This window comes from Harryflintia acetispora, assembly GCA_004340125.1.
Taxonomy (GTDB): Bacteria; Bacillota; Clostridia; order Oscillospirales; family Ruminococcaceae; genus Harryflintia; species Harryflintia acetispora.
Window position 1 is genome coordinate 94,255 of record SLUK01000009.1, and the last position, 12,533, is coordinate 106,787.

The 12,533-nt window shown below is 62.4% G+C and carries 11 protein-coding genes and 4 tRNA genes; 13 read left to right on the plus strand and 2 right to left on the minus strand.

Annotated elements, in window-relative coordinates:
• Positions 1–16: 16 nt before the first annotated feature.
• The 9 genes from EDD78_RS10535 (at position 17) to EDD78_RS10575 (ending at position 6,893) form a co-directional block, all read left to right on the plus strand.
• Entirely contained in the window at positions 17–1,261 is a 1,245-nt protein-coding gene (locus EDD78_RS10535; protein ID WP_132084903.1) for a glutamate-5-semialdehyde dehydrogenase, read from the plus strand.
• A gap of 121 nt (positions 1,262–1,382) precedes the next feature.
• Positions 1,383–2,315 carry a hypothetical protein gene (locus tag EDD78_RS10540; RefSeq protein WP_132084904.1) on the plus strand — a complete coding sequence of 311 codons (933 nt, stop codon included), beginning with the start codon at positions 1,383–1,385 and terminating at the stop codon, positions 2,313–2,315.
• An 80-nt stretch (positions 2,316–2,395) separates the two neighbouring features.
• The gene (gene mnmL / locus EDD78_RS10545; protein ID WP_132084905.1) at positions 2,396–3,343 is read left to right on the plus strand and encodes a tRNA modification radical SAM protein MnmL/YtqA; all 948 of its coding nucleotides are present in this window, start codon (positions 2,396–2,398) and stop codon (positions 3,341–3,343) included.
• Between the two features lie 74 nt (positions 3,344–3,417).
• Positions 3,418–5,091, plus strand: coding sequence for a hypothetical protein (locus EDD78_RS10550; RefSeq protein WP_286170854.1), 1,674 nt, complete (start codon positions 3,418–3,420; stop codon positions 5,089–5,091).
• A 273-nt stretch (positions 5,092–5,364) separates the two neighbouring features.
• A tRNA-Asp gene (locus tag EDD78_RS10555) sits at positions 5,365–5,441 on the plus strand.
• A gap of 179 nt (positions 5,442–5,620) precedes the next feature.
• A tRNA-Phe gene (locus tag EDD78_RS10560) sits at positions 5,621–5,696 on the plus strand.
• A gap of 84 nt (positions 5,697–5,780) precedes the next feature.
• Positions 5,781–5,856, plus strand: a tRNA-Gly gene (locus EDD78_RS10565).
• A gap of 53 nt (positions 5,857–5,909) precedes the next feature.
• Positions 5,910–5,984 (plus strand) — tRNA-Cys (locus EDD78_RS10570).
• 333 nt (positions 5,985–6,317) lie between these two features.
• The gene (locus EDD78_RS10575) at positions 6,318–6,893 is read left to right on the plus strand and encodes a hypothetical protein (protein ID WP_132084906.1); all 576 of its coding nucleotides are present in this window, start codon (positions 6,318–6,320) and stop codon (positions 6,891–6,893) included.
• 58 nt (positions 6,894–6,951) lie between these two features.
• Here the strand turns inward: EDD78_RS10575 and EDD78_RS10580 are convergent, their stop codons facing one another.
• Positions 6,952–7,830: a DegV family protein gene (locus tag EDD78_RS10580; protein WP_132084907.1), complete on the minus strand. Its 879-nt coding sequence runs from the start codon at positions 7,828–7,830 to the stop codon at positions 6,952–6,954.
• Complete coding sequence (locus tag EDD78_RS10585) at positions 7,823–8,332, minus strand: tRNA (cytidine(34)-2'-O)-methyltransferase (protein WP_132084908.1); 510 nt, start codon at positions 8,330–8,332, stop codon at positions 7,823–7,825. Before EDD78_RS10585 ends, EDD78_RS10580 begins: the two co-directional genes overlap by 8 nt.
• A 309-nt stretch (positions 8,333–8,641) precedes the next feature.
• Between EDD78_RS10585 and EDD78_RS10590 the strand changes: the two genes are divergently transcribed.
• Genes EDD78_RS10590 through EDD78_RS10605 form a run of 4 tightly spaced genes read left to right on the plus strand, consistent with a single transcriptional unit; the run spans position 8,642 to position 12,518 of the window.
• Complete coding sequence (locus EDD78_RS10590) at positions 8,642–9,136, plus strand: terminase small subunit (RefSeq protein WP_132084909.1); 495 nt, start codon at positions 8,642–8,644, stop codon at positions 9,134–9,136.
• Complete coding sequence (locus EDD78_RS10595) at positions 9,126–10,397, plus strand: PBSX family phage terminase large subunit (RefSeq protein WP_132084910.1); 1,272 nt, start codon at positions 9,126–9,128, stop codon at positions 10,395–10,397. The genes EDD78_RS10590 and EDD78_RS10595 overlap by 11 nt, the downstream gene beginning before the upstream one ends.
• Entirely contained in the window at positions 10,388–11,557 is a 1,170-nt protein-coding gene (locus tag EDD78_RS10600; protein WP_132084911.1) for a phage portal protein, read from the plus strand. The genes EDD78_RS10595 and EDD78_RS10600 overlap by 10 nt, the downstream gene beginning before the upstream one ends.
• A gap of 46 nt (positions 11,558–11,603) precedes the next feature.
• Positions 11,604–12,518: a hypothetical protein gene (locus EDD78_RS10605; protein ID WP_286170855.1), complete on the plus strand. Its 915-nt coding sequence runs from the start codon at positions 11,604–11,606 to the stop codon at positions 12,516–12,518.
• Positions 12,519–12,533 lie beyond the last annotated feature (15 nt).

Below are 12,533 nucleotides of genomic sequence, written 5' to 3' on the forward strand. Positions count from 1 at the left end.
CGAGGAGGGCTTTGAAATGGTGGATTTAATCAGCTTGGGCAAGCGCGCGAAGGCCGCGAGCCGGGTCCTCTCCTGCGCGGGCGCGGCCCAGCGGGACAAAGCGCTGCGCGCGATCGCTGCGGCGCTGCGCGAAAACGCGCCCGCGATTTTAAAAGAAAACGGGGCGGACATGGCCGCCGCGCGCGAGCGCGGGATGACAAAGGCTTTCCTCGACAGACTACAGCTGAGCGGGGAACGGATCGAGGGCATCGCCGCGGCGGTGGAGGAGATCGTCATGCTCCAGGACCCCGTCGGGGTGGTGGAGAGCGGGCGGACCTTGGAAAACGGGATCCGGCTCGTTAAGACCAAGGTGCCCTTCGGGGTGGTCGGGATGATCTATGAGGCGCGGCCGAACGTCACGGTGGACGCGGCGGCGCTCTGCCTCAAGTCGGGCAACGTCTGCCTGCTGCGCGGCTCGAAGGAGGCGATCCGCTCGAACATCGCGCTGGCAAACGTCATGCGCGGCGCGCTGGACAAGGCGGGCCTGCCCGGGGACTGCATCCTGCTGGTGGAGGATACCACCCGCGAGAGCGCGAACGCCATGATGACCTTAAACGGCTACCTCGACCTGCTCATCCCGCGCGGGGGCGCCGGGCTGATCCGCACGGTGGTGGAGAACGCCACCGTCCCGGTGATCGAAACCGGGGTGGGCAACTGCCACACCTATATCGACGCGCACGCCGACCTCGAGATGGCGGTGAGGATCCTGGACAACGCCAAGACCTCCCGCCCGTCGGTCTGCAACGCCTGCGAGACGGTGTTGGTCCATCGGGACATTGCCGGACGCTTCCTGCCGGCGGCGAAGGCGGCGCTGGCGCACGCAAACGTGGAGTGGCGCGGGGATGCGCGCAGCTGTGAGATCCTGCCGGGGATCAAGAAGGCAAACGAGACGGACTGGGAGACCGAATACGGCGACTACATCCTCGCCTGCCGGGTGGTGGAGAACATGGAGGAGGCGCTTTTGCACATCGCGCGCTACTCCTCGGGCCACTCGGAATGCATCGTGACCGAAAGCTATGAAAGCGCCGAAATTTTCACGGCAAGGGTGGACGCGGCGGCGGTTTATGTCAATGCCTCGACCCGGTTCACCGACGGGGGGGTCTTCGGGCTGGGGGCGGAGATCGGCATCTCCACCCAGAAGCTGCATATCCGCGGGCCGATGGGGCTGCGGGAGCTGACCACCGACAAATATATCCTCTTCGGCAGCGGGCAGGTGCGCTGAGCGCAAACTTGAACCGTTTGTGAATTCTAAGGGCTTTGCTTGAAAGAATACGCGCCAATGTGGTATACTGGCTAGTAGTCGCGGGGAAACCCGCAAACCGGTATCACGAAAGGAATTGACGATGACGGAATACAATTCTCTGCGCGAGGTGCACCGGCGGCGCAAAAACAGGGCCGCCGCCCCCATCGGGGCGCTGGTGCTCATCCTCGCCGCGGCAGGGCTGGTGGCGCTGATCATTTTGGGCGTCAACCTGACCTCGCAGATTCTCGATAATTCGCGGGAGAAGCAGAAGTTTGAGAAGATCATCCAGCCGGTGCTGATGTTCGACCCGCCGCCCTTCGAGGACGTGACGACGCTGGATAAGTTCACCGTGCTGCAGGCCGCGCTCTGGGCGACCATGCTCGGCGACAAGCGGGAGACCTATCCCTTCGACGCGCAGGGCAACCTGATCGTCCCCTCCTCGGACGTGGACGTGACCTCGACCCAGCTGTTCGGGCCCGAGCTTGAGCTCGAGCACCAGTCCTTCTCGGACTTCGGCATCTCCTATGAGTACAACGAGGCCACCAAGGCCTACCATGTGCCGGTCATGAGCGCCAGCGCGCTGTATACCCCGCGCGTGGACGAGATCACCCGCGACGGGGACACCTATTCCCTGTTGGTGGGATATATCCCGCCGGGCACCGCCTGGAACACCGACATCGCCGGGAACAAGACCGAGCCCGACCCGCACAAGTTTATGATCTATGAGCTGAAAAGGCTGGATAAGCATTATCAGCTGACCGCCATCAAGGACCCGCCGCCCGAGAAGCAGGTCGGCTACGGGACCGAGGCTTCGGTTCCCGACGGGGCGATCGCCAGCGTCGGGGAGGACGAGACGCTTCCGGACGGGGAGGGCGGCGTCTACGGCGAAGGGGAGGAAGGGGCTTTGGCATCCTCCTCACAGGAGGACGGCTCGTCCAGCGCCGGGGAGAGCTCTTCCGATGAGCCGGAGGATGACGGCTTTGAGGAGGATTCCTCCACTGAGAGTTCCCCTGAGGATTCTTCGGAAGAATAACGACAAGGATGAAGGGATGCAGGCCGTTGATTTCATCAACGGCCTGCATCGTGCAAGGGAGAAAACCGGGAGGGAGCAGTATGCAGGAGGCGTTCGCCTACTCCGACCGGGGCAAGCGCTACCACACCTATGACTATTACCTGCGGCACCGCTACGGCTGCAAGGTCTGCCGGATCCCGCTGTCGGGAGGGTTTTCCTGCCCCAACCGGGACGGCACCAAGGGGGTGGGCGGCTGCGATTTTTGCTCGGGCGCGGGCAGCGGGGAGTTCGCCGGAGACGCTGCCCTGCCCATCGCGCAGCAGGCGCGGCAGGTGCGCGCGGGAACGGTGAAGAAATGGCCGCAGGCAAAGTACATCCCCTACTTCCAGGCCTTTACCGGGACCTTTGCGCCGCTGTGGCGGCTGCGGGAGCTCTATGAGGCGGCGCTGGCGCTGCCGGACACGGTGGGGCTCAGTATCGCCACCCGCCCGGACGCCATCGCGCCCGAGGCGTTGGACTATCTCGGAGAGCTGGCCCGGCGCACCGATCTGAGCGTCGAGCTCGGGGTGCAGACCTGCCACGACAGGACGGCGGCGGCGCTCAACTGCCAGCACACCTGGGAGGAGTTCCTCGAGTGCTTCTGGAGGCTGCGCGAGCGGGGAATCGCCGTCTGCGTCCACCTGATCGACGGGCTGCCGGGGGAGGACCGGGGGATGATGGCCGAGAGCGCCAGAAAGGTCGGGGAGCTTCGGGTGGACGCGCTCAAGCTCCATCTGCTCTACGCGGTGCGCGGCACCGTGATCGGCGAGCGCTATGAGCGCGGGGAGCTGCGGCTGCTCTCGAGGGAGGAATATGTGGACATTATCTGCGACCAGCTCGAGCTGCTGCCGCCACAGACGGTGATCCAGCGCCTGACCGGCGACGGCGCGCCCGGGGAGCTGCTGGGCCCGCAGTGGAGCCGCAAAAAGCTCTGCGTGCTCAACGAGATCGACAAGGAGCTGCGCCGCCGGGACAGCGTGCAGGGCTGCCGGTACCAGGCCAAGTATTAAGTTTTCGTTAAATCGGCCCACAGGCGGCCGAGATGTGATATACTGTTTACCATCCGTTAATTGGAGGGAAAGAAGTGAAAAAGGTTAGACTGGGCGTTTATGGAGCGGTTACGCTGCTGTTGGCCCTTTATGTTTTTGTGGAGTCGGTGAATTTGAGCCCCTTCTATTCCGAAGGAGCCATCTTCTGGGCTCTTGTGATCTCGCTGTATCTGCTGATCTGGGCGCTCTTCCACTTTGGGGAGTTCACCTTCCAGCGGCTGGAGGCGGGGATGAGCGGGGCGCAGCGGCCCTTTAACTATGTGCCCAAGTGCAAGTTTCCGAAAGTCGTCAAGTTCATCATCGCGGCGCCCTGGGCATTCCTGGCGGTCATGATGATCATCTCCTCCCCCCTGATCAGCTGGGGGGCTTACCGCGACCAGCTGGGCGAGGTGCAGGAGCGGGAGTTCTCCAGCGACATCCAGGCGGTGGACATGTCCCAGGTGCCGATCGTGGACCAGGAGCTCGCCTATAACCTGGCCAACAAGAAGCTGGGCGAGAAGCCCTCGCTGGGCAGCCAGGTGGTCCTGGGCGAGCCGACCATCCAGATGGTGGACGGCAAGCTGATCTGGGCGGTGCCGCTGCAGCATTCCGGCTTCTTCAAGTGGCTGACCAACATGTCGGGCAGCGCGGGGTACATCACCGTTTCGGCCACCAACGTCAATGACGTCAGCTATGTGGAGGACCATAAGATCAAAATCCAGCCGAACAGCTACCTGCTGCACGATCTCAAGCGCAACGTGCGCTTCGGTGGAGCGCTGTTTGAGGGGATCGTGGACTATTCCTTCGAGCTGGACGATAACGGGCAGCCCTACTGGGTGGTGAGCACCTACCGCAACCGCCGGGGCTTTGCCCTGCCCGAGGCGACCGGGGTGATCGTGGTCAACGCGACCACCGGGGAGAAGGAGAAGTATTCCATCGCCGACGTGCCCGAGTGGGTGGACCGGGTGCAGCCCGAGGACTTTATCCTCAACCAGATCAACAACCAGGGCGCCTATGTGCACGGCATCTTTAACTTTGCCGACAAGGACAAGTTCCGCCAGAGCGAGGGGCACAACATCGTCTACAACGGCGGCAACTGCTACCTCTTCACCGGGCTCACCAGCGTCGGGCGGGACGAGAGCGCCATCGGCTTCATGATGGTGGATATGGTGACCAAGGAGCCCATCCGCTACCAGATCAACGGCGCGACCGAGGACATGGGCCAGCGCTCGGCCGAGGGGAAGGTGCAAAACCTCAAATATGACGCCTCCTTCCCGATCATCATCAACCTCGACGGGCAGCCGACCTACTTCATGACCCTCAAGGACAACGCGGGGCTGATCAAGCAGTACGCCTTCGTGTCGGTGGTTAACTATTCCACCGTCGGCACCGGGGAGACCATCGCCGACGCGCGCAGGGATTACAGCCAGGCGCTGCGCAACGGCGGCAGCTCGGCCGCGCTGCAGGAATCGGCCGAAACTGAGAAGGCCACCGGCGCGGTGCTGCGCATCGCCTCTGAGCAGAGCGAGAAGCAGGAGATTTACAAGCTGATTCTGGACAGCAAGCAGGATGTGATCTTCATCGCGGACAGCACCGTCAGCGACGAGCTGGCCATCACCAGGGAGGGGGACCAGGTGACGCTCGAGTATGTCGAGACCGGGGACGGGGTGATCCACGCCGTGTCCTTCGACAATTTGGAGTTTACCCAAAAGCAGGCCGAGAACGGATAAACGATCAAGGCGGCCCCGGCGGACATCATCCGCCGGGGCCGCTTTATCCTTGTGGCAGGCAATTCCCGCAGCAGCGTTTTAAAATTTTTTAGGCACAGTGTTTTTTTGTGGTGGAGCGCATATAATAAAGGGGAGCTGCGAAAGTGGTTTTTCTGATAAATTTGGTAAAAGCGGGTTGACAACGAATCGAGGGTATAGTATAATAAATTTCGTCGCTGAAAGGCGCTTTTCTATATGTTGGAAGCCTGCGTTTGTCAGGTCTTGCAGTTATCTGGCCCGGTAGTTCAGTTGGTTAGAACGCTAGCCTGTCACGCTAGAGGTCGTGGGTTCGAGCCCCATCCGGGTCGCCAATTTGCCTTTTCGCACGGTTCCTGTCCCGGATGGGGCGAGAACGGCCGACCGCTTGCAAGAGCGGGGGAATCGTGCCAGTGGCACGATTTTAGGCCGCGGGTAGAGCCCGTTCATCCGGGTCGCCAATTTTCTTTTATGGCAGAGCTTGTGGTTCAGGAGAAGCCTGGGCCGCCCATTTGCCTTTGTAGCTCAGTTGGTAGAGCAGAGGACTGAAAATCCTCGTGTCGTTGGTTCGATTCCGACCGAAGGCACCAATCGTCTATTAGCCGCATAGGCTGATATAAAATGCACATAGCGGATGTGAAAACGGTAAGTTCTCTCAAAGCGGTGCAACACATGCGGGTTTAGCTCATCCGGTAGAGCGCCACCTTGCCAAGGTGGAGGTAGCGAGTTCGAGCCTCGTAACCCGCTCCAAAAAGCCGCGCCACTTTAGATGATAAAGTGGCGCGCGCTTTCAAAATTTATCTGGCGCCGTAGCCAAGAGGTAAGGCAGAGGTCTGCAAAACCTTCATTCACCAGTTCAAATCTGGTCGGCGCCTCCAAAAAGCGAGCGCCCTTCCGACAGGAAGGGCGCTCGTGTTTTTGTTCGGCGCCCCAGATTTGAACTGTGGTCAACATCTGGCCGGCGCTCGGCTTAGCAGAATTGGTCCGGCGAAATTTTACACAGTCTTGATAGAACGCCTTGCCGCAACTGGTTATGCTATGGGATGATGGGAAGAATGGCATGCCGGATGGAATACCGTCCCTTGACAGATTGAAACCATTACAAAAAGATGATAGAATGTAGACATGGAGGCCCGATGAAGGACAGGGAAGCACAGCTGGAAAGAGCCCGTTTGATGCGGGAAATGGAGCTTTTGGACGGAGGTGCCAAGATGGGATTATTCTTGGAAGCGGTGGTTTTGGCGCGGCAGGAGGTGCCGGCGGCTAAGGAGCTGCTCAAACGGTTCGAGAAGCGCTCGCAGGAGGACGAATGCGCCCTGATTGCGCAGGAATGCATGTGCTTTGCGCGGGAGCGCGGCACCTTCATCCTGCTCAACGAGGATTGCGCCGAGGGCGAGGCCTTCGCGCGGTTCGCCTCCCAGGAGGACGGCGACGCCGTGCTCTACCTGCATATCCATGACGAGGCGCTCTGGATGTACCGGCTGTTCTGCTGCGGCGTGGAAAAGGACCGCTTCTGTCCCATCCCGGACTACTGGGAGGATGGGATGGAGCGGGAGGAATACGACTCCTGGTCGGGGGACGCCGAGAAGCTGGAACGTTATATCGGCGGCTTTCATGCCGGGGAGGTGGAGCGTTACCTCACACTCTGGACCGACGAAATGTTCGAGGGCAGGCAGGCGAGGAAGGCCTATGCGGGGGACGAGTACGGCTATGCCGATTGCTGGCAGATGGCGGACTTCCTGCGCCGGATCGGATACCCCTATCCCGGGGAGGACGAGCTGGGATAACAAAAAAGTCAAAAGGAGCTGCGAAACGATTCGTTTCGCAGCTCCTTTTTTGTTTTGCTTACTGAGGGCGCTTCTGGCCGCGCACCACCACCGCGATGATCCTTGGGCCGGCGTTGATCGAAACCGAGGCTCCGATGGTATAGACCCCCTTCGGCGGATAGCCGAGCTTTTCCTCGAGCAGGGCAGAAAGCTCCTCGGCGGGCTCATCGAGCATCCCGCGCACGATGATATACTCGCCGCCCGCGGCGATCGCCTTCTGGCAGAGCGCGCACACCCGCGGGACGACGTTCTTATCCCCGCGCACCTTCTCGAGTACGTTGTTGCCGCCGTCCACCATGTGGATGATCGGGCGCAGGCCCAGCAGCTCGCCCACAAAGGCGGCGGCCGAGCTGATCCGCCCGCTCTTTTTTGCAAAGTCCAGCGTATAGCAGGCCAGGAATATTTCGGCGCTGTCCGCCCAGTCCTGGATGTACGCGATGATCTCCCCGGGCGCCTCGCCCGCTGCAATCATCTTGGCCGCCTCCATCACCGGGTAGCCGTAGCCCAGGGAGTAGCTCTTCGAGTCGATGATGGTGATCTTCATCCCGGCGGCGAGGACGGGCTCGTCGCGCAGAAACTGCTCGCGCGCCAGGTGCGCCGACTCGAGGGTGCCCGAGCCCTTGCCGTTGATGGTCACGCAGATCAGGTCGGTGTAGCCCTCGGCGGCGGCGCGGGTGAAGGATTCGAGGTATTCCGCGCAGTTGATCCGGGAGGTGGCGGGGATCTCCTTGGCGGCGAGCAGACGCTCGTAGAACTCCTCGTTCGAGAAATCCACCCCTTCGAGATAACCCGTGCCGTCGATCGCGATGGGGATGTTTTTAATTTCAATCCCGAGCTCCTTTGCGAGGGCGGACGGGATATCCGAGGTGGTATCGGTTATCAGCTTGATCTTACTCATGGTAGTCCTCCCAGTTAAATTTCGTCAGCCGGCCGCTGTTCTGCAGCGCGGGGTAGCCCCACTGCCGCAGCACCTCATAGGCGGCGATGGCCGCGCTGTTGCTGAGGTTCAGGCTGCGCAGCCCGGGCTGCATGGGGATGCGCACGCAGCGCTGCGGGTGCGAAAAAAGCAACTCCTCCGGCAGCCCGGCGTCCTCCCGTCCGAAAAGGAGATAGCTTTCGTCGGGATAGGAAACGTCCGAATGGACCTGCCGCGCCTTGGTCGAGAAGTAGTAGTAATTCCCGCTGGTGCGCGAAAAGAAGTCCTCGAGCCCCTGGTAATAGTTGATGTCCAGATAGTGCCAGTAATCCAGCCCCGCCCGCTTGAGCTTGCGGTCGTCGACCGAAAAGCCCATCGGCCCGACCAGGTGCAGCCGCGCGCCGGTCGCCGCGCAGGTGCGCGCGATGTTGCCGGTGTTCTGGGGAATCTGCGGCTCGACCAGGACCAGGTTCAGCGAGGGCATCCGGAATCATCTCCTTTTGGGGGTGAGGTTTTCGTTTCCCGCCGGGGCGGTGAAAAGAATCACTTCATGTCGTAATCATAACCAGATAGATGAAACAACTGTTACATTACTGATGATAATTTACCACCAAACGGCCCGATCCGTCAAGGGGGATGGGCGGGCTTCTGCCAGGATTTTTCCATCCGCCGACCAGGAAAAAAAGCAGGGTGTGTAGAAAAATAGACGAAAACGGTTAGATTTTAAAGGTTTTATCCCGGGGTTGCACGCGAAAGCGTGACAACAGCGGGAAAGGGGCTGGTTTAAACTTCAGTGAGCACACAGGAAAAATTGACAGGCCGTGAGCGCTGTTTTTGCTATCATTACGCCCACGGCTGCGACGCCGAACACGCGGCGGCGAGAGCAGGGCTGTCGCTTCAGCAGGCGATCGAGCTGATCGGTAAGGAGAAGGTAACCGCCGAGGTACACAGGCTTTGGGAGCTCGAGCAGGAGCGCCTGCAGAGCCTGGCACGCCTGGGGCTCGGGCGGCTGGCCGCAGTAGACAACCGCGACGCGGTCAAATTGGCCCTGCACCCCGAGGAGCTGGGCGACGAGGAGCTGGAAAGGCTGGACCTTTACGGCGTGTCCTCGATCAAGACCCTCAAGGGGGGCGGGGTGGAAATCGGGCTGTACGACCGGCTGCGGGCCCTCGAGGCGCTGGGGGCGGGAGAGAAAAAGGTCCCGGACGAGGCGAGGAGCTTCTACAGCGCGCTCATCTCGGCGGGCAAGGGCGCGCAGGAGCCGCGGGAGGACGAGGATGGAGTTTAAGGAGTTTTCCCCAAAGCAGCTGCTGGCGCTGACCTGGTGGACCCCCGGCTCGAAGGAGGCGCACAGGAGCGGACTGATCTGCGACGGGGCGGTGCGCAGCGGCAAGACGCTGTGCATGTCGGTTTCCTTCGCGGCCTGGGCGCTCTGGCGCTTTTCGGGGCAGAGCTTCGCGCTGTGCGGCAAGACCATCGCCTCGCTGCGGCGCAATGTGGTGACCCCGCTGCTGGGGGTGCTGCGGCAGCTCGGCTTTGAGTGCCGGGAGAAGGTGTCGAAAAACTACTTCGAGCTGACGATGGGGGAGCGCACCGGGCGCTTCTACCTCTTCGGGGGGAAGGACGAGGGCTCGGGCGCGCTCATCCAGGGGATCACGCTGGGCGGCGTGCTCTTCGACGAGGTGGCGCTCATGCCCCGCTCGTTCGTCGAGCAGGCGCTGGCGCGCTGCTCGGTTGCGGGCTCGACCTTCTGGTTCAACTGCAACCCCGAGCACCCCTTCCACTGGTTTTACAACGAGTGGATCAAGAAGCGGCGCGAGCGTAACATGCTCTATCTGCACTTCGCCCTCTCGGACAACCCGGCACTGGGGGAGGAGATTGTGCGGCGGTACCACAGCCTTTACACCGGGGCGTTTTACGAGCGCTTCGTGCTCGGCAAGTGGGTGGCCGCCGAGGGGGCGGTCTATCCGATGTTCGAGCGGGAGCGGCATGTGGTGGACACGGTTCCGGACTGTGAGCGCTGGTACCTCTCCTGCGACTACGGTACCCTGAACCCCACCTCCATCGGGCTGTGGGGAGAGCGGGACGGGGTGTGGTACCGGGCGGCGGAATACTACCACGACGCGCGCGAGAGCGGAATCGTGCGCACCGACGAGGAGTACTACGAGGCGCTGTGCGCTCTGGCGGGCGAGCGGGAGATCGAGGCGGTGGTGGTGGACCCGAGTGCGGCGAGCTTCATCACCTGCATTCGCAGGCACGGAAGATTCCTGGTGATCCCGGCTTGCAACGACGTGCTCGACGGGATCCGGGTGGTCAGCGACATGCTGCGTTCGGGACAGCTGCGCTTTCACCAAAGCTGCGGCGGGATCCTGCGGGAGTTCGGGCTCTACCGCTGGGACCAAAACAGCGCCCAGGACGCGCCCATCAAAAGAAACGACCACGCGATGGACGAGATGCGTTATCTGTGTATGACGGTTGCCCGTTCGCCGCAGAGCGGGTTCTACGCGCTTTCGCCCGCGCGGCAGGAAGGAGACTGTGATTGGACTTAAAAAAACTATGGGGAAGGCGGGGAAAAGCGCCGGGGGCGCTCAGCGTGCAGACCATGCCGCAGCAGGACGTCTTCCTGGAAAAATGGGAGGGCTCCTCCCGCCTCGGCGCAGGACGGTACGAGCTGTTCGAGGCGATGCGCGCGACCATCCCGATCATCGATGCGGCGCTGGACAAGATTGTGCGCCTGAGCGGGGAATTTTCGGTCTGCTGCGCCGACAGGACGGCGCAGCGGGAGGCCGAGCGCTTCCTGCGCGAGGTGCCGGTCGGCGGGTACACCGAGGGGCTGCAAAAGTTTTTGTGGGGGTACCTTGGCGATCTGCTGACCTACGGCAACGCGGTGGGGGAGATCGTGCTTGAGCCCTCGGGAAAGGAAATCCACGGGCTGTACCTGGCACCGCTAAAAAACATTGAACTGACGCTCGACCAGGCCCGGCTCGAGCCGGTGATCAAGGTGCGGGGGCAGACGGGGCAGCTGCATGAGGTGCCCTATCCGCAGCTCATCCTCTTTTCGGCCCTCGCGCCCAAGGCGGGGGAGATTGTGGGACGCTCGCTTTTGGAGGGGCTGCCCTTCGTCACCTCGATTCTGCACAAAATCTACCGCTCGATGGGACAGAACTTCGAGCGGATCGGGAACCTGCGCTATGCGGTGACCTACCGCCCCGGCGCTTCGGCGCTGGACCGGGCGAACGCCAAGGAGATCGCCCAGAACATCGCCAAGGAGTGGCGGCACTCGGTCTCGGGGCTTCGCGACGGGGTGGTGCGCGACTTCGTGGCGGTGGGGGACGTGGACATCAAGGTGATCGGCGCGGACAACCAGATGATCGACACCGAGGTGCCGGTGCGGCAGATGCTCGAGGAGATCGTCAGCAAGCTCGGCATCCCGCCCTTCATGCTGGGGCTGAGCTGGAGTACCACCGAGCGCATGAGCAAGCAGCAGGCGGACATCCTGACCACCGAGCTGGAGTACTACCGCAGCCTGCTCGAGCCGGTGATCCGGCGGGTGGTGTCGCTCTTTTTGCGGCTGCGCGCCCTGCCGGACGAAGTGCAGGTGGAGTGGTCCGCCATCAACCTGCAGGACGAGGTGGAGCAGGCCAGGGCCGAGCTGCTCCACGCGCAGGCCTGCACCAAAGGAGGAGAAGAAAACGAAGAAGGAGTTTGAAAACACCTTTGCGCCGCAGGCGCCGCTTGGCACCGAGGCGGGGGACATGGACCTCATCAACCGCTATACCCGGCGCCAGCTGAGCGAGGAGGAGGTCTATACCTTCCCGGTGGTGCTCTGTGACAACGAGGTCGACCGGGACTATGAGCGGTTCTCCTGTGAGGCGCTGCAGGGGCTTTGCGAGCTCTTCGTCGGCAAGACGGGGATCTTCGACCACAACCCCAAGGGGGAGAACCAGCAAGCGCGCATTTACCGCGCCGAGGTGGTCCGGGATTCGGACAGGACCACCTCGGCGGGGGAGGCCTACCACTACCTGCTCGCCCAGGCGTATATGGTGCGCGGGGAGCACAACCGCGACCTGATCTTGGAGATCGACGCGGGGATCAAGAAGGAGGTCAGCGTCAGCTGCAGGATGGACAGGGCCGTCTGCTCGGTCTGTGGGGCCGACCAGCGCGAGGGGCCTTGCGCCCATGAAAAGGGGAAGCGCTACCCCCACCCGGACGGGGCGCTCTGCCACCATATCCTGGATGGGCCCAGCGACGCCTATGAATGGTCCTTCGTGGCGGTGCCCGCCCAGGCCGGGGCCGGGGTGCGCAGCGCGACGAGCAAGCATTTTTGCCAGGAGGACCTCGACGGCCTGCTCCAGGGCGGCGCCCTTGAGGGGGAGGCCGCCGAGCGGCTCAAAGGATACCTGCGGCAGACCCGGGAGGCCGCCCGCCTGGGCGGCGAGTGGAGGCGACGCCAGGAGGACGAGCTGGTGCGCTGCGGGCTGCTGAGCCTCGAAGGGGTGGACTGCAAGTCGCTGCGCGCCATCGCGGGCCGCCTGGAGAGCGGCGAGCTTCAGATGCTCAGCGCGGCGCTGCAAAAGAAAGCGGCGCAGCAGCTGCCGATCCATTCCCAGCTGCTGGGGGAGCTGCCGGGCAGGCAGGAAGCAAAGGGCGAAAGTCAATTTAGAATTTGAGAGCGAAAGGAAGGA